Source organism: Klebsiella sp. CN_Kp088 (assembly GCF_040064335.1).
Lineage (GTDB): Bacteria > Pseudomonadota > Gammaproteobacteria > Enterobacterales > Enterobacteriaceae > Klebsiella > Klebsiella aerogenes.
Genome location: NZ_JBEAIQ010000029.1, coordinates 143,362 through 164,213 on the forward strand (window position 1 = coordinate 143,362; position 20,852 = coordinate 164,213).

A 20,852-nucleotide genomic window follows, 5' to 3' on the forward strand; every position below is an offset into this window, starting at 1 on the left:
GTGAAATGGAGCTGACGATGAAACGATCACTGACCTTACCCAGCCTGTTGCTGACCACCGCGACGGCCAATACTTCCGCTCAGTCAGCCGAATTCGCCAGTGCGGATTGCGTCACCGGCCTGAACGAAATTGGTCTGATTTCCGTCAATAATATCTCCGGCAGTCAGCAGGATGTCGAGCACGCCATTGCCGTAAAAGCCGATGAGCAGGGCGCTTCCTGGTATCGTATCGTTCAGATGTATGAAGAGCCGCAGCCGGATAGCTGGCGGGTGCAGGCCATTCTCTACGCCTGAGACGGCTGTCGTCCGCGCCCCATTGCTCGCAGCAGCGCATCGTCAAGCAGTTGAGCGTCCAGGCGGACACTTCCTCGCGTATCCAGCATCATTCGGCACCATGCCTGGGCCAGCGGCGGCGACGCAAAGCGCAGCATCTGCGCACCCGCCCCCAGGCAATACACCAGACGCGCTATTTCTCGTCCCTGCGCCTCAACCGGCCGCCGTAAAAGTTGCTGAAGCTGTCGCCACGCGCGATCGTAATGGCGATTTTGCCCTTTGACTTCCGCACACTCCGCCGCCAGCATTTCTAGCGCCGCCGGCTGCTTGCCAAGCACCCGCATCACGTCGAGACACATAATATTGCCGGAGCCTTCCCAGATACTATTCACCGGCATCTCACGGTATAAACGTGGGAGCTCGCTCTCTTCGCAATAACCGATACCGCCCAGCGCTTCCATCGCCTCGGCGACAAACGGTATACCGGCGCGACAGATAGCAAATTTGGCGGCTGGGGTAAATAACCGGGCCCATAGCACTTCATGCGCATCGTCGCGCCGATCCCAGGCGCGAGCCAAACGGAACAGAAAAGCGGTTTGTCCTTCAAGACGCAGCGCCATCTGGCCCAGCACCTGACGCATCATCGGCTGATCGGCCAGATTCTTGCCGAACGCCTGACGCTGCAGCGCATGATACAGCGCCACCGAGTAAGCGCGGCGCATCAGGGCATGGCTGCCGGCGGCGCAGTCGAAGCGGGTCAGCGCGCCCATCTTGAGAATTTGCCGCACGCCGTCGCCTTCTTCGCCTATCAGCCACCCGCAGGCGTCAAAGAATTCGGCTTCGCTACTGGCGTTAGAGCGGTTGCCTAATTTATCTTTCAGCCTCTCAAGACGCACGCCATTGCGTTGGCCATCGGGTAAAAAGCGCGGCACAAAGAAACAGGAGAGCCCACCCGACGCCTGAGCCAGCACCAGATGCGCGTCGCTCTGCGGCACCGAGAAGAACCATTTATGCCCCACCAGCCGATAGAATCCTTCCGCCGTTTTTTCCGCCCGGGTGGTATTACTGAGCACATCGGAACCGCCCTGTTTTTCGGTCATTCCCATACCAATCAGCAACCCACGCTTCTGATCGCCGGGCGCCAGATGCGGGTCATAGCGGTCGCTGAGCAAGGGCGGCAGCCAGTCGCTAAAGACGGTGGGCAGCGCGCGCTGTAGCAGCGGCGTTGCGGCGAAGGTCATGGTTATCGGGCATAACGTTCCCGCCTCCACCTGGGCATGCAGCATAAAGCGGGCAGTACGGGCAACAAATGAACCCGCGCGGGCATCCTCCTGCCAGGCAAGATTATGCACCCGGTTGGCGCACAGTCCCTGCATTAGCAAATGCCAGGCGGGGTGAAACCGCACGTCATCCAATCGGGCGCCGGTGGCGTCGTAGCGTAGCAGTTCCGGCGGATTACTATTGGCCAGACGCCCCAACTCCAGCGATTCCGCCGTGCCTAACTGCTGGCCGATGCTGGCGAGCAGATCGCTATCCCAGCCAGCGCCTTCACGCGTCACTGCCTCACAAAGCGCGGTATCGGACAAAAACAGATTACTGTTACACAACGGCGTCGGTTGATTGAATACGGTATGCGTTTGCCAGTGCATGATGTCTCCCTCCGTCAATGGCTCTGACAGTAAGTATGGTCGCCCGCATAGACGGCCACAAAAAAACCGCTCCGCCTTCGTGAAGCCCATCACAGGCATAAGAATTTAAAATTTTCTCATTAAAAATGTATGGAATAATTTATTCATTCGTTACTGTTTTGTATCAGTCGGGGCTTCCTATGCACACCGCCAGCACAACATCGGCAGCGCAAAAACGCGCGCTGATCGCCGGTTCTATCGGTAACTTTATTGAATGGTACGAGTTCGCGGTCTATGGCTTTCTGGCGACCGTAATTGCGAAAAATTTTTTCCAAATGACTGGAGAAGCGCCGCTGACCGGGCTGATTCTGACTTACGCCTCTTTCGCGATAGCGTTCTTCTTTCGCCCGCTGGGCGCCATCGTTTTTGGCCGTCTCGGCGACCGCATCGGCCGCAAGCCGACGCTGATTATCGTGTTGGTACTGATGACGCTCGCCACCACGGCTATCGGACTGGTACCGGTTTACGCCAGCATCGGTATTGCCGCACCGCTCATTCTGACCGGATTACGTATTCTTCAGGGATTGTTTGCCGGCGGCGAGTACGGAGGTGCGGTATCGCTGATGACCGAGTTCGCCCCTAAAGGTAAGCGTGGGCTGTATGGCGCATGGCAATCTTTTACCGTCGCGCTGGGGCTGCTGGCAGGCGCAGGCGTGGTCGCGCTGATTTCCGCCGCGCTTAGCCCCGAATCGCTGCATGACTGGGGCTGGCGCATCCCCTTCTTTCTCGCCATACCGATGGGCATCGTCGCGCTGTGGCTACGCGTTAAAATGGAAGAGACGCCGGGCTTTTTACGCCAGCAGCAGGCTAAACCGCCCGCGGAAACCCGCGCCAGTTTGCGCCAGACGCTCAAAGCGATTCTCACCGGCATTGGCCGGCTGATGGTATGGTCGGCGGCGGGTTATACCTACCTGGTGATCATGCCCTCATACCTTCAGTCCGCGCTGCACACCGGTTTTAATCAGGCACTGCTGATTGCGGTGATCTCCAATATTGGCTTCGCCATCACCATCTTGCCTGCCGGGATGCTCAGCGATAAGTGGGGACGTCGGCGGGTGATGGTCGCGGCTGCGGTATTGCTGCTGGTACTGGCGCTACCGCTGCTGAAAATATTGCAGGCGGAAAGCAGTACGCTGCTGGTGAAAGGTATCGTGGTGCTGATTGCGGGTGGCCTGGTGGGGATTCTGGCCGGGCCTGGGCCGGCGATGCTGGCGGAGATGTTCCCAACCAGAGTGCGTTATACCGGGCTGGGTTTAGCCTATTCGCTTTCGAATGCTGTCTTCTCCGGCTGTGCCGGGTTGATTATTACCGGCCTGATTAAACAGACCGGTAATCTGGATATTCCGGCGTACTACGTGATGGCGACGGCCGTCGTCAGTATTGCCGCGCTGATGACGCTCAATAAGAACGATCATCTGCGGGCGCTGGACGACTAACCTACCGCGCCCGCGGCGGCTTAGCTGCGCTGGCGCACCGCTTCAAACAGGCAAATACCGGTGGCGACGGAGACGTTCAGCGAAGAGACGCTACCTGCCATCGGGATACTGATCAGTTCATCACAATGTTCGCGGGTCAGGCGACGCATACCTTCGCCTTCCGCGCCCATCACCAGCGCCATCGGGCCGGTCATTTTGCTCTGGAACAGCGTATGGTCGGCTTCGCCGGCGGTACCAACGATCCACACGTTTTCTTCCTGCAGCAGACGCATGGTCCGCGCCAGGTTAGTGACGCGGATCAGCGGCACGCTTTCCGCCGCGCCGCAGGCGACTTTCTTCGCCGTAGCGTTGAGCTGAGCGGAACGATCGCGCGGCACGATCACCGCATGCACGCCGGCGGCGTCGGCGCTACGCAGGCAGGCGCCGAGGTTGTGCGGATCGGTGACGCCGTCGAGGATCAGCAGGAACGGTTGATCGAACTGCGCCAGCAGATCCGGCAGATCGTTTTCCTGATACTGACGTCCCGGCTTCACGCGAGCAATAATGCCCTGGTGCACCGCGCCTTCGCTTTTCTCATCGAGAAACTGGCGGCTGGCAACCTGAATCACCACGCCCTGCGCTTCAAGGGCATGAATCAGCGGCAGCAGACGCTTATCCTCACGGCCTTTCAGAATAAAAACTTCCTGAAAACGCTCAGGTGCGCGTTCCAGCAGTGCCTGCACCGCATGGATGCCGTAAATCATTTCACTCATTGATGTACTCGTTTTAGGTTCTGTTATCCGTTCCCTTCACCCCGTTCTGCGCCAGCAGGCTTCAGGGTGAAGGGACGTCAATTACTCGGCGTTCTTCTTTTTTGCCACGCGCTTGGCTTTGGTTGCCGCGGCGATTTTTTGCGTTTTCGCCGATGGCTTTTTCGCTTTCTTCTCGCCTTTCGGTTTGGCTTTAGCTTTCTCTTTTTCCTTGCGGAAGGCGCTATCCGGCTCGAAGTTTACCTGCTTGCCAACCTGGCGACGACGGCCGCCGCTGTTTTTACCCGGCGCGCCCTTCTTCGCTTTTTCGCGTGCGGTTTTGCCGACATTACGCGGGCCGCGTTCACTGGAAATCAGGCTGAAATCAATCTTACGCTCATCCATATTGACCGCTTCGACGCGCACTTCCACGCGGTCGCCCAGGCGGTAAGTCTGGCCGCCGGACTCGCCGATCAGCCGCTGCCCGACCTGGTCGAAGCGATAGTAGTCATTATCCAGCGAGGAGACATGTACCAGACCATCGATAAACAGATCGTTCAGGCGGACGAAGAAGCCAAAGCCGGTGACGCTGGCGATCACGCCGGAGAAGGTGTTGCCCACCTGATCCTGCATGAAGTCGCACTTCAGCCAGTCTGACACTTCACGCGTTGCTTCATCGGCGCGGCGCTCGGTCATCGAGCAGTGCTCGCCCAGCTGCAGCATCTCTTCCATGCTGTAGTGCCAGCCGCCGGTCTCGGTGCTATTGCCTTTATGTCCCTGCTCTTTCGCCAGTAAATACTTAATAGCGCGATGCAGCGACAGGTCAGGATAACGACGGATCGGCGAGGTGAAGTGGGCGTATGACTGCAGCGCCAGGCCGAAGTGGCCGCGGTTTTCCGGATCGTAGACCGCCTGCTTCATAGAACGCAGCAGCATCGTCTGCAGCATTTCCGCATCCGGGCGATCGGCGATGGAAGTCAACAGCTCGGCGTAATCGCGCGGCTCCGGCTTGTTGCCGCCCGGTAGTTCCAGCCCCAGTTCCGCCAGCACGGTACGGAAGGCGGTAATCGCTTCGGTGCTTGGCTTATCGTGAATACGGAACAGCGCCGGCTCCTGCGCTTTCTCAACGAAACGCGCCGCGGAGATGTTCGCCAGGATCATGCACTCTTCAATCAGCTTGTGCGCATCGTTACGCTGAGTCTGTTCAATACGCTCGATACGACGCTCGGCGTTGAAGATGAATTTAGCTTCTTCACTTTCAAATGAGATACCGCCGCGCTCTTCACGGGCGCCATCCAGCACCTTATAGAGGTTATGCAGCTCTTCAATATGCTTCACCAGCGGCGCATAGTGCTCGCGTAGCTCCTGATCGCCCTGCAGCATATGCCACACCTTGGTATAGGTCAGGCGGGCGTGAGAGCTCATCACCGCTTCATAGAATTTAAAGCCGGTCAGGCGGCCTTTTGACGAGATCGTCATTTCGCAGACCATACACAGGCGATCGACCTGTGGGTTCAGCGAACACAGGCCGTTGGACAGCACCTCTGGCAGCATCGGTACGACCTGCGAAGGGAAGTAGACTGACGTCCCGCGGCTGCGCGCTTCGCCGTCCAGCGGCGTACCGGGGCGCACGTAGTAGCTCACGTCGGCGATAGCCACCCACAGTCGCCAGCCGCCACCGCGTTTTTTCTCGCAATACACCGCGTCATCGAAGTCGCGGGCATCTTCGCCGTCAATAGTGACCAGCGGCAGAGAGCGCAAATCGACGCGCCCGGCTTTCGCCTCTTCTGGCACTTGCTCTTTGAGGCCGGAGACCTGTTTTTCCACCGCCGGCGGCCAGACGTAAGGGATCTCATGGGTACGCAGCGCCATATCAACGGCCATGCCGGTGCCCATGTTGTCGCCCAGCACTTCAACTATTTTGCCGACCGCTTTGGTACGGCGGGTTGGACGCTGGGTCAGCTCGACCACCACCACGTAGCCCATACGCGCGCCCATGATCTCTTCAGGCGGGATCAGGATATCGAAGCTAAGACGGCTGTCATCCGGCACCACGAAGCCTACACCGGCATCGGTGAAATAACGGCCGACGATCTGGCTGGTTTTCGGCACCAGCACGCGAACGATGCGCGCTTCGCGACGCCCCTTACGATCGGCGCCCAACGGCTGGGCCAGCACCTGATCGCCATGGATACACATTTTCATCTGCTCAGATGAAAGATACAGGTCGTCTTTACGCCCTTCGACGCGTAAAAAGCCGTAGCCGTCGCGGTGGCCAATAACGACGCCTTTGACTAAATCGAGACGTTCCGGCAGCGCATAGCACTGACGGCGAGTAAACACCAACTGGCCATCGCGTTCCATTGCACGCAGGCGACGACGTAGCGCTTCGGTTTGTTCTTCGCCCTCGATATTTAACTCAATCGCCAGCTCATCACGGCTGGCCGGTTTTTCGCGTTTGGTTAAATGTTCGAGGATAAATTCCCGGCTCGGGATTGGATTCGCGTACTTCTCAGCTTCGCGTTCCTGGAATGGATCTTGTGACATATCGGTTCCTCCGTTGTCATCTCCGATGAAAGTCTCTGGGTGGCGCACGCCGCCGCTTTGTGAGTTCTCTTTACGCTGCGGCGCGAATCACTCAGCGCTTTTCTTCCACCAGTAATAATTTATATAGCGGTTGATTCTTTTCAACCAAATCGGCCAGCGTGTAGTTATCCAGTTCCTTCAGGAAACTTTGCGCGGCTTCGGCAAGTGCCTGTTTCAGGCGGCAAGCGGGAGTAATGTGGCAAAATTCGCTGCTGCAATTCACCAGCGATAGCGGCTCAAGATCGCGCACAACATCACCCACGCGAATCATTTTAGCTGGCTTGCCAAGGCGAATCCCCCCATTCTTTCCCCGCACGGCCGTCACGTAGCCAGCACGGCTTAACTGATTGATTATTTTGACCATATGATTACGGGAAACGCCATAGACATCCGTCACCTCGGAAATACTGGTCATTCGGTCATCCGGCAACGACGCCATATAAATCAGCGCACGTAATCCATAATCGGTGAAACTCGTTAACTGCACATCAACCTCAGGGTAAGGGGAAAGCGGTGAATCCGCGGGTATTAACTCTATTGATGATAAACCAGCCAGCGCTCAGGCCGCTAATTTATTTGAAATGGGGCGGGCGAACTGCAAAAACAAGGGCGCCCGAACGGCGCCCCTGGATGATGATTACGCGTCGAACGGGTCGCGCAGAATCATAGTCTCAGTACGGTCAGGACCGGTAGAGATGATATCAACCGGCACGCCGGTCAGCTCTTCAATACGCTGGATATAGTTCAGCGCTGCCTGCGGCAGACCGCTGCGCTCTTTCACGCCGAAGGTGGTTTCGGACCAACCCGGCATGGTTTCGTAGATAGGCTCGATACCTTCCCAGTTGTCGGCAGCCAGCGGAGTGGTGGTCACTTCACGGCCGTCCGGCATACGGTAGCCGACGCAGATTTTCACTTCTTTCAGGCCGTCCAGGACGTCCAGTTTGGTCAGGCAGAAGCCGGACAGGGAGTTAATCTGCACCGCGCGGCGTACCGCGACAGCGTCCAGCCAGCCGGTACGACGACGACGGCCGGTAGTGGCGCCGAATTCGTTACCCTGCTTGCACAGGAACTCGCCGGTTTCATCAAACAGCTCGGTCGGGAACGGACCCGCGCCTACACGAGTAGAGTAAGCTTTGATGATACCCAGAACGTAATCCACATAACGCGGGCCCAGGCCGGAGCCGGTCGCCACGCCACCAGCAGTGGTGTTGGAGGAAGTTACATACGGATAGGTACCGTGGTCGATATCCAGCAGCGTGCCCTGCGCGCCTTCGAACATCACGAAGTCGCCGCGCTGACGCGCCTGATCCAGCAGATCGGAGACGTCAACGACCATGCTGGTCAGGATGTCGGCAATCGCCATCACATCGTCCAGCACTTTTTGATAGTCGACCGCTTCTGCTTTATAGAAGTTCACCAACTGGAAGTTGTGATATTCCATCACTTCTTTCAGTTTGTCAGCGAAGGTAGCTTTATCAAACAGGTCGCCAACGCGCAGGCCGCGACGGGCGACTTTATCTTCGTAAGCCGGGCCGATACCGCGACCGGTTGTACCGATAGCTTTCGCACCGCGTGCTTTCTCACGCGCAACATCCAGCGCAACGTGATAGTCGAGAATAAGCGGACAGGCTTCGGACAGCAGCAGACGCTCACGAACAGGGATACCACGGTCTTCCAGACCTTTCATCTCTTTCATCAGCGCAGCCGGAGACAGCACAACACCGTTACCGATGATGCTGGTTACATTCTCACGGAGAATACCTGATGGAATAAGATGGAGGACGGTTTTTTCACCGTTGATTACGAGAGTATGGCCTGCGTTATGGCCACCCTGGTAGCGCACAACATATTTAGCCCGTTCAGTCAGGAGATCGACGATCTTCCCTTTACCTTCGTCACCCCATTGGGTGCCCAGTACGACGACGTTGTTACCCATTTTTTCAAAATCACCGTTTGCTTAAAAATGGATTCTACCATCGCTTTTTCAGAGTTACAGCACTTTTTGCACTCAAAATGAGGGTAATACGATTGTTTTTTGATCAGCCAATCGATTTCCTCAACATGTAGTAGATGACGATACCAGCTACCACAAGACCGCCGCCAAAGCGACGCAATAAATTATCCGGCAGTTGGCTCATGGTCGCTACCATCTTGCGCCAGGCGCGGGGATAAAGCAGTGGGCCAAGACCTTCGAGAACTAAAACCAGCGCCAGTGCCAGCCAAATTGTTGCATTCATTATTGATGACCCTTATAGAAAAACAAAACCGCCGCCAGTTTGGCGCCGGTGAGTATTACCGCAAAACCCTTTTCTTTCTTCACATTCTCCGGCATTTCACAGGCAATATGAAACCACTAGCTGAGAGAAAAATCACAATCTATGGCATGAAAAAAGGCGCCTCTTGCAAGGCGCCTTCTGATTTCACACTGACCCGGCTTATTTACGCACAGAATCCGGTGACTTCATGTAACGGAAGAAATCGCTATCCGGGCTGAGGACCATCACGTCCTGGTTGCTCTGGAAGCTCTTCTCATAGGCGCGCAGGCTACGGATAAAGGCATAGAAGCCCGGATCCTGACTGAATGCATCGGCAAACAGTTTTGCCGACTCGGCATCGCCTTCACCGCGCAGAATACGCCCTTGACGCTCGGCTTCCGCCAGGGTCTTGGTCACTTCATAGTCCGCGGTCGCGCGCAGTTTTTCCGCTTCTTCCTGACCTTGTGAACGATGGCGACGAGCAACCGCTTCACGCTCGGCGCGCATACGGTTGTAGATCGCTTCAGACACTTCAGCCGGCAGGTTGATCTGCTTGATACGTACGTCAACGACTTCAATACCCAGCGCCGCCATACTGTTCGGGTTGATTACCTGAACCTTACCGTTAGTTTCAGCTTCTACCCGTTCTGCCGCTTTAGCGATAGCGTCATCGGCTGCCGGCGTCGAGACTTCATCTTCTGTACCTGCAGAACCGGAGTTCAGCGCATCACGCACTTCCAGGGTCAAACGACCGCGGGAATCAGTCACGATGTCTTTCACGTCCAGACGACCAATCTCAGAGCGCAGACGGTCAGAGAACTTACGCTTCAGCAGAACTTCGGCCTGGGAGACGTCGCCGCCGCCGGTCGCCAGATAGTAACGACTGAAGTCACTGATGCGCCACTTGATATAGGAGTCGACGATCAGGTCTTTCTTCTCTTTAGTAACAAAGCGGTCAGCCTGGTTGTCCATGGTCTGGATACGCGCATCCAGCATTTTCACGGATTCAATAAACGGGATCTTGAAGTGCAGACCTGGCGCATACACCAGCGGCTTGTTCTCATCGTCGCGCAGAACTTTGCCAAAGCGCAGCGTAATGCCACGCTCGCCTTCTTTCACCACGAAGACAGACATGTAGAGCACTACCAGCACGACGACAATGATCGCGATAACAGATTTACGCATCGTTATTCCCCCTGACGCTGGTAGTCGTTACGCTGCGCGTTGGCGCGGCGTTGGTCCATAATGGTACCCCCAGTTGAACTCGAGGTTGATGAGGTGCTGGCGCTGCTTGAGCTGGACGCAGGCGGCAGGCGCAGCAGATCGCTTGCGCCACTGCTATCGCTCTTTGCCGGCGCACCAGTGGCGCCTTTCAGCATCTGATCCAACGGCAGAACCATCAGGTTGCCGCCCTTGCTGTCATTAACCAGCACTTTGCGGGTATGGCTCAGCACTTTTTCCATGGTTTCGATATACAGACGCTCGCGGGTAATTTCCGGCGCGGCTTTATATTCCGGCAGGATCTTCGCAAAGCGAGCGACTTCACCCTGTGCTTCCAGTACGGTCTGGGTTTTATACGCACGCGCCTCTTCGAGGATACGCTGCGCCTGACCGTTCGCACGCGGCTGAACTTCGTTGGTATAAGCTTCCGCTTCGCGGATGTACTGCTGCTCGTTCTCACGCGCGGCAATGGCATCATCAAACGCGGCCTTCACCTCTTCCGGCGGACGCGCCGTCTGGAAGTTGACGTCCAGCAGGGTAATCCCCATGTTGTACGGACGAATGGTCTCTTCCAGCTCGCGCTGGGTATCGCTACGGATAACGGTACGACCTTCAGTCAGGATACGGTCCATGGTGTACTTACCGATGACGCCGCGCAGGGCGCTGTCGGTGGCCTGACGCAAACTATCGTCGGCGCTGGTCACGCTAAACAGGTAGCGCTCCGGATCGGTCACCCGGTACTGTACGTTCATCTCAACGCGCACGACGTTCTCATCGGAAGTCAGCATCACACCAGATGCGGCCAGCTCACGAACCGACTCGACGTTCACCGCTTGCACATTATCGACAAAGGTTGGCTTCCAGTTCAGACCTGGCTCAACCAGATGGCTGAACTTGCCAAAGCGTGTCACCACACCACGTTCCGCTTCCTTGATGGTATAGAAACCGCTGGCTGCCCAGATAATCACCGCCGCTGCAGCAACGATGCCGACAATGCGCCCGCCCATCGGGCCGCGCGGCCCCTGCGTCACATTACCGCCACCCTGGCCGCCTTTACCGCCGCCGAGACCGCCAAGTTTTTTGCTTAACTTGCGGAAGATATCATCCAGATCGGGCGGCCCCTGATCGCGACCGCCTTTGTTGCCATTTCCCTCAGAGTTGCCGCCATTCTTGCTGCTTCCCCACGGGTCGCGGTCCTGTCCGTTATTACCGGGCTGATTCCACGCCATGTATATGCTCCATATTTGTTTTTGATATCCCCACAGGGGTTAATATCTTCAGGCCAGGTCAAACCACGTAGTCGACCAACGCAGGCTCTTGTTTGCAGAGGCGACGCCAGTCCACGATGGGCATGCGCACTTGCAGGCTTACGCTGCCGTCATCCTCCATCCACTCTTTTTCTATCGCCTGAAGCTGATAGAACCGGCTTCTCAGACGACCTTCCTGCGGCGGTAAACGCAGCGTATGCTGAGCCACTTCGCCGGAAAGACGTTCTGTTAACGCCTGAAAAAGCAGTGGTACGCCAACTCCGGTCTGGGCGGAGAGCCAGACCCGAATCGGTTTATTCTCTTCATCCCGATCGATGCGCGGTTCAAAATCGTCAAGCACATCGATTTTGTTCATCACCAGCAATGACGGGATTTCATCGGCCTCGATTTCAGCAAGGACCGTATTTACTGCATCAATATTTTCCTGCACGCGGACATCCGCCGCGTCGATAACGTGCAGCAGCAGCGTCGCCTGACGCGTCTCCTGCAGCGTCGCTTTAAACGCCGCCACCAAATCGTGCGGCAGATGACGAATAAAGCCTACGGTGTCAGCCAGTACCGTTTCGCCGACGTCGGTGACGTTAATGCGGCGCAGCGTTGGGTCCAGGGTGGCGAACAGTTGGTCCGCGGCATAGACTTCCGCTTCGGTTATCTGGTTGAACAGCGTTGATTTTCCGGCGTTGGTATATCCCACCAGCGAGACGGTAGGGATATCGGCCTTAGCGCGTGACCGCCGACCTTGCTCGCGCTGCTTTTCTACTTTTTCCAGTCGCGACAGGATCTGCATAATACGGTTACGCAGCAATCGACGGTCGGTTTCGAGCTGGGTTTCACCCGGTCCGCGCAAACCAATCCCGCCCTTCTGCCTTTCAAGGTGGGTCCAGCCGCGTACCAGACGGGTGGCCAGATGGCGCAGCTGCGCCAGCTCAACCTGCAGTTTCCCTTCGTGGGTACGCGCTCGCTGGGCAAAAATATCTAAAATCAGACCGGTGCGATCGATAACCCGGCATTCGCAAAGCTGCTCCAGGTTACGTTCCTGGGCCGGACTCAAGGCATGATCGAACAGCACGACCGAGGCGCCGGTCGCTTTTACGGCTTCCGCAATTTCAACAGCCTTACCTTCACCAACAAAATACTTCGGGTGCGGTGCTTTACGGCTACCGGTAATCACCTGCATTGCTTCGACACCGGCGGAAGAGACCAGGGATTCAAACTCCTGGAGATCCTCCATATCTTTGTCTTGCGAAAAATAGATGTGTACCAGTACCGCCTGCTCACCGGCATCATAACGGTCAAACAAGCGTAAACCCCTTATAAAATACCAGCGGGGAACGCAGAAAACCTGGCTCCCCGACGTGGAAAAACAGCATTAGCCTTATTCGGCGTCGTCGCTGTCTTGCTGCGGCGCAGAAGAACCTTGCGCGCTACCACCGTGGTGATAGTTGTTTGCACCGCCGCCAGCATTATTGCTGTGGTGAGACACCGGACGGGACGGAACAACAGTAGAAATTGCGTGCTTATAGACCATCTGGCTGACCGTGTTCTTCAACAGGATCACGAACTGATCGAAAGACTCAATTTGCCCTTGCAGCTTAATACCATTCACCAAATAAATAGAAACCGGAACACGTTCCCGACGCAAAGCGTTCAGGAACGGATCTTGTAAAGATTGCCCCTTAGCCATTCTCTCTTTTCCTTATATGTATGCTTGTTTTGTACTCAGAACCTTACGATTCTTAAAAAAAATTACGCACGATACCATTCAATTGTACACGTTCAGTTCTGGCTAGCACCAACAACCTGTAATACTTTGTTGAGCGCTTGTTCAGGTTGCTCACTGTCTAACCAGTGAACATCTTCCCAACCACGCAGCCAGGTGACCTGACGTTTAGCTAACTGTCTCGTCGCGCAAACACCTCGATAAACCATTTCATCATACGGGACCTCGCCTTCAAGGTATGACCACATCTGGCGGTATCCGACACAACGAATGGAAGGCATATCCGTATGCAAATCTCCACGGGCAAATAGCGCCCGCACTTCTGCTTCAAAACCTGAAGCCAACATCTGATGAAAACGCTGCTCAATGCGTTGATGTAGCAGTTCACGGCTCGCCGGGGCGATGGCGAACTGATGCACCTGATACGGCAGAGCCTCTCCTGACGTTTGCGTCAGTTCCGTTAAAGTTTTACCCGAAATGAAAAAAACTTCCAGTGCTCGGGAAAGTCTTTGCGGATCATTTGGATGAATACGCGCGGCGGCCACGGGATCGATGTCCTGTAACTGCCGGTGCAATGCGTGCCACCCCTGCTCTGCTGCTTGTTGCTCAATTCTGGCCCTGACTGCGGGATCCGCCGAAGGCAGCGGCGATAACCCTTCCAACAACGCTTTGAAGTACAACATTGTTCCGCCGACCAGCAGCGGGATGCGCCCGGCGGCGACGATATCCGCCATTTCCGCCAACGCATCGCGGCGAAAATCCGCCGCCGAGTACGACTCTGCCGGATCAAGGATATCCAGCAACCGATGCGGCGCAGCGCTAAGCTCCGCGGCATCGGGTTTGGCCGTGCCGATATCCATTCCTCGATAGATGAGGGCGGAATCGACGCTAATCAACTCTACGGGCAAAACTTTACGCAAGGCGATAGCTAATGCGGTTTTACCGGAGGCCGTCGGCCCCATTAAAAAAATTGCCTTAGGCAGGCTCGCCTCAGTTACATCACTCATCTTTCAGGGCTGTCATCGCCGAATGTAAATCAACAGGTTGTAACAGACCACCCGGCGGCGCTTTAATCAGCTGCGGACATAAACGCTCAACGTCCGCCAGCACGGAAATCGCCTGCGCCATACTCCACTGCGCGTGCTCGCTCGTCAGATTACGCGCCGTCCACTGGGCAATGTCGCCGACGTCGAATGCCGTTAGCTGCGCCAGGTAGCCTATCAGTTCAGGAATCAAGATTTGTAAATTTTGTTGTCTTAAGGGTAAAGGCACCGCGCGGACCGTCACGTGCTGAGCATCTGCTTGTAAATCGATACCCAATTGCGCCAGCGCCGGCTGCGCCTTTTCCAGCGCCTTACGTTCTGCTTCGCTCACTTTAAGACGCAGCGGGATCAGCAGCGGCTGCGCGCAAACCGCTTCCGCGCCCGGCGTTAGCTGCGCCTGACGCAGCCAGCGCTCCGCCACCGGCAGCGCCAGCAACGCCAATGTGCCGCCGCGCTCGAGCAGCGCGCAATCGCTGCCGATAATAGTCAGCACCCGGCCAAAGCTTTGGCTATGGGCTGCCAGGCTTTCCGCAGGCGCCGGCGCAACGGGTGGCTTTTCCGCCGCCGGGGTTTGCAGCAGTTGACGGTAAAGCGCCCCCTGCTGTTTTTGATAGCCCGGCTGCGCGTGGGGCCAGTTGGCGCCGCCTGCGCTATAGCCGCCGCCGGCGGCAGGTTCCCGCGGCGCGCGGGTATCATAACCCGCCGCCGGTTCCCGGGCAGGCGATGGGCGAGCGAAATGGTTAGCGCCCGCCGCTACGCGATTTTCCGGCACCGGCCGCGACGCGGGCGCTTCGTCTTCTTCCGCCAACGGCGCATCCAGTTGCTGCTGCAGCACGCTCAGTACGCCTTGATAGATAAAATCATGCACCAGCCGCGATTGATGGAAACGTACTTCGTGCTTCGCCGGATGCACGTTGACATCAACCTGATGCGGGTCAATCTCCAGATACAGCACAAACGCCGGCTGCTGGTCAGCGCCCAGCTTGTCTTCACAGGCCTGGCGAATGGCATGGTTGATCAGCCGGTCGCGCATCATACGCCCGTTGACGTAGCAGTACTGGATTTCCGCTAATGCCGGATTGGTATGCAACGGATCGGCAACCCAGCCGCGCAGCGTCAGATCGCCATGCTGCCACTCAATGGCCAACGCGTGTTCCAGAAACGCCGCGCCGCAAATCGAGCCGAGGCGGCGTTCACGCGGGCCGCCTTCCGCCACTGCGCGATACTGGCGCATCATTTTGCCGTTATGGCTGAGATTAATCGTTACATCGAAACGCGCCAGCGCGATGCGGCGGACGATTTCATCAATATGATTAAACTCGGTTTTTTCGGTGCGCATGAACTTGCGCCGCGCGGGGGTGTTGTAAAACAGATCCAGGACTTCCAGCGTGGTGCCTATCGGATGCGCCGCCGGTTTCACCGTCACTGCCTGGTCGCGCCCTTCAGCATAAGCCTGCCATGCCTCGTGCTGCTCCGCGGTACGCGAAGTCAGCGTCAGGCGGGCGACGGAACTGATACTGGCCAACGCTTCGCCGCGAAAGCCAAGGCTGATGATCGCCTCAAGGTCATCCAGCGAGGCGATTTTACTGGTGGCGTGACGAGCCAGCGCCAGCGCCAGCTCATCTTTTTTGATCCCACAGCCGTTATCGCGAATACGGATAAGCTTCGCGCCCCCGCGTTCGATATCAATGTCGATACGGGTTGCGCCGGCATCAAGGCTGTTCTCAACCAGCTCCTTCACTACCGACGCCGGACGTTCCACCACCTCGCCAGCGGCAATCTGGTTGGCGAGCTGCGGCGGTAGAACCTGAATCGGCATGACCTTCTCCTTAGTTAATCAACGTCCCGCCAGGCGAACTGGCGCTGGCGGTTTGCGCAGCCGTGCCGCGCGGCGCTGATTGCAGCGGGTGCTGCATATAATAGTTACGCAGCCCTTTATAAATCGCCTCTGCAATCTGCTGTTGGTAATCATCGCTACCCAGCAGGCGCTCTTCGCCGTTATTACTGATAAAGCCGGTTTCGACGAGGATCGACGGAATATCCGGCGAGCGCAGAACGCCAAGGCTGGCATGCTCCGGGCGGCGTTTATGGAGATTACCGACCCGCTGCAGCTGGCTTAGTACATCCGTCGCCACATCATAACCGACGCGCTGGGAATGGCCGAACTGTAAATCCAGCACCGCCTGGCTCAGATAAGGATCCGACTGGCTATTCGCCAGCACATCGCCCGCACCGCCCAAAAGTTCGGATTGTTTCTCATGCTGTTCTAGCCAGCCGGCCATTTCGCTATTCGCGCGGCGGTTAGAGAGCACCCACACCGATGCGCCGGTCGCGTCGCGGTTCGGGGCCGCATCGGCATGGATAGAGACAAGGAAATTGGCGTTTTGTTTGCGCGCCACGTCCGAACGCCCCATAACCGAGATGAAGTAATCACCGTTGCGGGTTAGCACCGGTTTAAACTGCGGATCGTCGTTGAGCAACGCCCGGAGTTTATGGGCGATAGCAATCGTGACGTTTTTCTCTTTGGTGCCGCCCGGTCCGATGGCGCCAGGATCCTGGCCGCCGTGACCGGCATCAATGGCGATAATAATTTTATCGTCAGAAGAGACGGTACGCGCCGCCGGACGGCTGATGGTCTGGTTGTTGGTCATCGCCGGCTGACTGCTGGTCACCACCGTGGTTCTGTCGCTGCCAGAGTTTTTAAACGGATTGCGCGGCGGCGTGCTCGGACGCGACGCCACTACCGGCGCTTCGACCCGTTTCGCTATCACTGGCGGAGGAGGTGGCGGCGGCACATCGGCGTTAATGGTAAAGACGACGGTATAGTTGGCGCCATTTTGCTGCTTCACCGCCCGCGTTTTACCATCTTCCGTCAGATCGACCAACAGACGCAGCGATTGCGTATCCTGAGGCGAGCCGGAACGAATGCTCTTGACCAGATTATTACCGCTAAACTGCAGCGGCAGCCCCTGAAGTACGCCGGTTTGTTTGATATCCAACGCCACCGCCCGCTTACCTTGCGGGGTGAAAGAATATTCAGGATCGCCGACAAAACTTAGCGTGATGCGGGCCTGCCGATCGCCGTTTGAGACCTGGATATCGGATAAACTTGCCGCGGATGCCTGAGTGCCGAGCAGCATCAGAGCGGCGGCCAGCCAACTGGTTATACGATACTTCATCCCGTCATCCTTTAGGCTAAATGGCTAAACGCGCCAATAAAGACTCACCCAATGAAGAGACCGCCGTTACGCGCGCCTCACGCCCTTGCGCCTGATAATCCAGGTGAATTTCGACATCCGGGTCAGGCAGTACACCCGCACCTTGTTGCGGCCATTCTACCAGGCAGATGGCATCGTTAGCGAAGTAATCGCGGATCCCCATAAATTCGAGCTCCTCAGGATCCGCCAGCCGGTAGAGGTCGAAGTGATACACCATCAGATTGTCGAGGGTGTAAGGCTCCACCAGCGTATACGTTGGGCTTTTGACATTGCCGCGGTGGCCAAGGGCCTGCAGAAAACCGCGGCTGAAGGTGGTTTTACCCGCGCCTAAATCGCCATACAGATAGATAACCGTCGCGCCGCTACAGGCCTGCGCTACGCGGTTGCCAAGGTCTAATGTCGCCTGCTCGTCGGGTAAAGGAATCACACGGTTAATCATGGTCTAGGTCAATCACATCCGGGTTAACAACACGCCTCAGCGTGCAAAAAAGATCGGTCGCCAGCATCCCGCGGGCGCCATCTCTGGCGGCCAGCCGGTCTGCGGCTTCGCCGTGCGCCACGCAGCCTGCGCAAGCGGCATCATATGGGGTCAGCCCCTGTCCCAACAGCGCGGCGATAATGCCGGTGAGCACATCGCCCATCCCGCCGCTGGCCATTCCGGGATTACCGGCATCAATGATACCGATTTCCCCCGCGTTATTCGCCACGACGGTTCCTGCGCCTTTTAGCACCACCACGCCGCCATACCGTTTTACCAGACGTTGTACAGAATGTAAGCGATCGCTTTCAACTTCTGCCACGCTGATATTCAATAAACGGGCGGCTTCGCCAGGATGCGGGGTTAACACGCGATTGTGACGTTTATCGGGATTGATTGCCAGCAGGTTCAACGCGTCGGCATCCCAGACCATCGGTTTGCGAAAATTCTCTACCTGCCGCAGCGCCGCTTTACCCCATTCGCTTTGCCCAAGACCGGGACCAATCGCCACGACATCCGCCCACTCCAGGCTCTCGGCAAGAGAGTCACCGTTCAGCTCATGGACCATCAATTCCGGTCTGGCAGTCACAATGCCCGCGATATTTTCCGCCCTGGTCAGCACGCGTACTAAACCCGCGCCGGCACGCAGCGCGGCCTCACCTGCCATACGAATGGCGCCAGCGGTGCCACGATCGCCGCCGATAATCACCAGCCGACCATGCGAGCCTTTATGCGACGTCGGGCGACGCGGCGGCAACCAGCCTGCCAGTTGCGCTGCGGAAAAACGGCGAATAGCGGTGTTTTGCCCGGCAAGCCAGCGCTCCAGCCCGAGCGCATGATGATGTAAGCGCCCGACGACGTCGCGGGCGTTGCCGGTCAGTAGTCCGGGTTTTAGCGCGATAAACGTCAGGGTATGGGCGGCGTGGATTACCGCGCCAGGCGTCGCGCCGGTTTGCGCGTTCAGCCCGGAGGGGATATCAAGCGCAATAACCGGCGCGGGATAGGCATTCGCCAGTTCAATCAGCCCGGCGACGTTAGCGCGCGGCGCGCTATGCAGGCCGGTGCCGAGCAGCCCGTCAATAATCAATGAGATATCATCCGGCCAGGCGCTATCGGCGGCGTGGATGACGCCGCCGGCATTGAGCCACTCTTCCCGCGCGGCCTGCGCCTCTTCCGGCAGCGGCTTATCGCTTTCCAACGCCAGTAGCGTTACCGCGATGCCCTGCGCCTGCGCCAGTCGCGCGACGACATAGCCGTCGCCGCCGTTATTGCCGTGGCCGCAAAGAATCAACCAGTGCTGGCTGGCGGGATAAAGGCTTCGGGCCAGTTGAAACGCCGCCTCACCGGCACGCCGCATCAATTCAAAAAGCGTCAGCCCGAGACTATCCGCCGCCTCTCTTTCCGCCTGGCGCAGCGTCTCCGCTGGCCATACGATGTGTGGTATACTGTCAGGGTTTTTCGTCATTGTATGGTCCATCATGTCACAGCCCCTCGATCTCAATCAGTTAGCGCAACAAATCAAACAATGGGGCACCGAGCTTGGCTTCCAGCAGGTCGGTATTACCGATACCGATCTCAGCGCCAGCGAACCTAAACTACAGGCATGGCTGGATAAACAATACCATGGCGAAATGGAATGGATGGCTCGCCACGGCATGATGCGCGCCCGGCCGCATGAACTGCTGCCCGGTACGCTACGCGTGATTAGCGTGCGCATGAACTACCTGCCCGCCAATGCTGCTTTCGCCAGCACTCTGAAAGATCCCACGCTGGGTTACGTCAGCCGTTATGCCCTGGGGCGTGATTATCATAAGCTGCTACGTAACCGTCTGAAAAAACTCGGCGAGATGATTCAGGAACAGTGTGCTTCGCTCAATTTTAGACCGTTTGTCGATTCCGCGCCTATCCTGGAGCGGCCCATCGCTGAAAAAGCGGGGCTTGGCTGGACAGGTAAGCACTCACTTATCTTAAGCCGCGACGCCGGATCGTTTTTCTTCCTGGGCGAGTTGCTTATCGATCTGCCACTGCCGATAGACCAGCCGGTTGCCGAAGAGTGCGGGCGTTGTGTCGCCTGTATGACTATCTGCCCCACCGGCGCCATCGTCGAGCCCTATACCGTCGACGCGCGGCGCTGCATCTCCTATCTGACCATCGAGCTTGAAGGCGCCATCCCGGAAGAATTTCGTCCGCTTATCGGCAACCGTATTTACGGCTGCGATGATTGCCAGTTGATATGTCCGTGGAACCGTTTTTCGCAGCTCACCGATGAAGAGGACTTCAGCCCGCGTAAAGCGCTACATGCGCCGCAGCTGATTGAGCTGTTCGCCTGGAGCGAAGCCTGGTTCCTGAAAGTCACTGAGGGCTCGGCGATACGCCGTATCGGTCACTTACGCTGGTTACGCAATATCGCCGTCGCGCTCGGTAATGCTCCCTGGAATGAAGCCAATCTGGTCGCGCTGGAAAGTCGCCGAGGTGAGCACCCACTTCTCGATGAACACATTGAATGGGCGGTTGCGCAGCAGATCGAAAAGCGAAACGCCAACGTTGTCGAAGTGCAGTTGCCGCAGAAATTACGCCTGGTCAGGGTGGTCGAGAAAGGATTACCGCGCGACGCCTGATTCATTCACAGGCTGTGAATAAAAACAAAAACACATTGCGTTTCAACGGGCAGACGTACGTCAAGTGATCGAATTAACAGTTTGAAATGAAATTTAAATGTTAAATTTCAATAAGATACGACAATACTATTTACAAAGTGAAGCATTTATCGCGCCGTCAGCCAAACGACAGCCTGTGGATAACTCTGTTTACAGTATTTTTCGATAGGCAATGAAAATCATCCCCGGCGCGATTTCGCACTGTGGATAAACTGGATAAAGGAAGAAATTTGGAGCGGGAAACGAGACTCGAACTCGCGACCCCGACCTTGGCAAGGTCGT

At 57.0% G+C, this 20,852-nt stretch carries 18 protein-coding genes; 3 read left to right on the top strand and 15 right to left on the bottom strand.

Annotation, left to right across the window (positions count from 1 at the left end):
* Positions 1–17 precede the first annotated feature (17 nt).
* A complete protein-coding gene (yjfN, locus tag ABLV08_RS19045) occupies positions 18–293 on the top strand; it encodes a DUF1471 family protease activator YjfN (RefSeq protein WP_020079815.1) in 276 nt (91 codons plus the stop codon).
* On the opposite strand, the gene ABLV08_RS19050 is transcribed toward yjfN, so the two are convergent.
* On the bottom strand, positions 284–1,921 hold the full coding sequence (locus ABLV08_RS19050) for an isovaleryl-CoA dehydrogenase (protein ID WP_047464573.1): 1,638 nt from the start codon (positions 1,919–1,921) through the stop codon (positions 284–286). The two genes, yjfN and ABLV08_RS19050, sit on opposite strands and share 10 nt — an antisense overlap.
* A gap of 179 nt (positions 1,922–2,100) precedes the next feature.
* Here ABLV08_RS19050 and ABLV08_RS19055 point away from each other — a divergent pair, with 179 nt between their 5' ends.
* The gene (locus ABLV08_RS19055) at positions 2,101–3,396 is read left to right on the top strand and encodes an MFS transporter (protein ID WP_149271419.1); all 1,296 of its coding nucleotides are present in this window, start codon (positions 2,101–2,103) and stop codon (positions 3,394–3,396) included.
* A gap of 20 nt (positions 3,397–3,416) precedes the next feature.
* On the opposite strand, the gene rlmB is transcribed toward ABLV08_RS19055, so the two are convergent.
* The 14 genes from rlmB to nnr form a co-directional block, all read right to left on the bottom strand.
* Entirely contained in the window at positions 3,417–4,148 is a 732-nt protein-coding gene (rlmB, locus tag ABLV08_RS19060; protein WP_015704174.1) for a 23S rRNA (guanosine(2251)-2'-O)-methyltransferase RlmB, read from the bottom strand.
* Positions 4,149–4,229: 81 nt separating this feature from the next.
* A complete protein-coding gene (gene rnr, locus ABLV08_RS19065; protein WP_348856158.1) occupies positions 4,230–6,671 on the bottom strand; it encodes a ribonuclease R in 2,442 nt (813 codons plus the stop codon).
* A gap of 91 nt (positions 6,672–6,762) precedes the next feature.
* A complete protein-coding gene (gene nsrR, locus ABLV08_RS19070; protein ID WP_015368627.1) occupies positions 6,763–7,197 on the bottom strand; it encodes a nitric oxide-sensing transcriptional repressor NsrR in 435 nt (144 codons plus the stop codon).
* 150 nt (positions 7,198–7,347) lie between these two features.
* Positions 7,348–8,646, bottom strand: coding sequence for an adenylosuccinate synthase (locus tag ABLV08_RS19075; protein ID WP_002885665.1), 1,299 nt, complete (start codon positions 8,644–8,646; stop codon positions 7,348–7,350).
* Between the two features lie 103 nt (positions 8,647–8,749).
* On the bottom strand, positions 8,750–8,947 hold the full coding sequence (locus ABLV08_RS19080; protein WP_015368629.1) for a DUF2065 domain-containing protein: 198 nt from the start codon (positions 8,945–8,947) through the stop codon (positions 8,750–8,752).
* A gap of 198 nt (positions 8,948–9,145) precedes the next feature.
* A complete protein-coding gene (hflC, locus tag ABLV08_RS19085; RefSeq protein WP_015368630.1) occupies positions 9,146–10,150 on the bottom strand; it encodes a protease modulator HflC in 1,005 nt (334 codons plus the stop codon).
* A gap of 2 nt (positions 10,151–10,152) precedes the next feature.
* The gene (gene hflK / locus ABLV08_RS19090; protein WP_015368631.1) at positions 10,153–11,415 is read right to left on the bottom strand and encodes an FtsH protease activity modulator HflK; all 1,263 of its coding nucleotides are present in this window, start codon (positions 11,413–11,415) and stop codon (positions 10,153–10,155) included.
* A 58-nt stretch (positions 11,416–11,473) separates the two neighbouring features.
* Complete coding sequence (hflX, locus tag ABLV08_RS19095; RefSeq protein WP_015368632.1) at positions 11,474–12,754, bottom strand: ribosome rescue GTPase HflX; 1,281 nt, start codon at positions 12,752–12,754, stop codon at positions 11,474–11,476.
* Positions 12,755–12,829: 75 nt separating this feature from the next.
* Entirely contained in the window at positions 12,830–13,138 is a 309-nt protein-coding gene (gene hfq, locus ABLV08_RS19100) for an RNA chaperone Hfq (RefSeq protein WP_015368633.1), read from the bottom strand.
* A 92-nt stretch (positions 13,139–13,230) separates the two neighbouring features.
* Positions 13,231–14,181 carry a tRNA (adenosine(37)-N6)-dimethylallyltransferase MiaA gene (miaA, locus tag ABLV08_RS19105; protein WP_015704169.1) on the bottom strand — a complete coding sequence of 317 codons (951 nt, stop codon included), beginning with the start codon at positions 14,179–14,181 and terminating at the stop codon, positions 13,231–13,233.
* The gene (gene mutL, locus ABLV08_RS19110; protein ID WP_015704168.1) at positions 14,174–16,036 is read right to left on the bottom strand and encodes a DNA mismatch repair endonuclease MutL; all 1,863 of its coding nucleotides are present in this window, start codon (positions 16,034–16,036) and stop codon (positions 14,174–14,176) included. Before mutL ends, miaA begins: the two co-directional genes overlap by 8 nt.
* 10 nt (positions 16,037–16,046) lie before the next feature.
* Positions 16,047–17,396 carry an N-acetylmuramoyl-L-alanine amidase AmiB gene (gene amiB, locus ABLV08_RS19115; protein WP_015368636.1) on the bottom strand — a complete coding sequence of 450 codons (1,350 nt, stop codon included), beginning with the start codon at positions 17,394–17,396 and terminating at the stop codon, positions 16,047–16,049.
* Between the two features lie 16 nt (positions 17,397–17,412).
* Positions 17,413–17,874: a tRNA (adenosine(37)-N6)-threonylcarbamoyltransferase complex ATPase subunit type 1 TsaE gene (gene tsaE, locus ABLV08_RS19120; protein ID WP_015704166.1), complete on the bottom strand. Its 462-nt coding sequence runs from the start codon at positions 17,872–17,874 to the stop codon at positions 17,413–17,415.
* Complete coding sequence (gene nnr, locus ABLV08_RS19125; protein ID WP_026612424.1) at positions 17,867–19,378, bottom strand: bifunctional ADP-dependent NAD(P)H-hydrate dehydratase/NAD(P)H-hydrate epimerase; 1,512 nt, start codon at positions 19,376–19,378, stop codon at positions 17,867–17,869. The genes tsaE and nnr overlap by 8 nt, the downstream gene beginning before the upstream one ends.
* Before the next feature lie 13 nt (positions 19,379–19,391).
* On the opposite strand from nnr, the gene queG reads away from it, so the two are divergent.
* Positions 19,392–20,531: a tRNA epoxyqueuosine(34) reductase QueG gene (gene queG / locus ABLV08_RS19130; protein WP_015704164.1), complete on the top strand. Its 1,140-nt coding sequence runs from the start codon at positions 19,392–19,394 to the stop codon at positions 20,529–20,531.
* Positions 20,532–20,852: the final 321 nt, after the last annotated feature.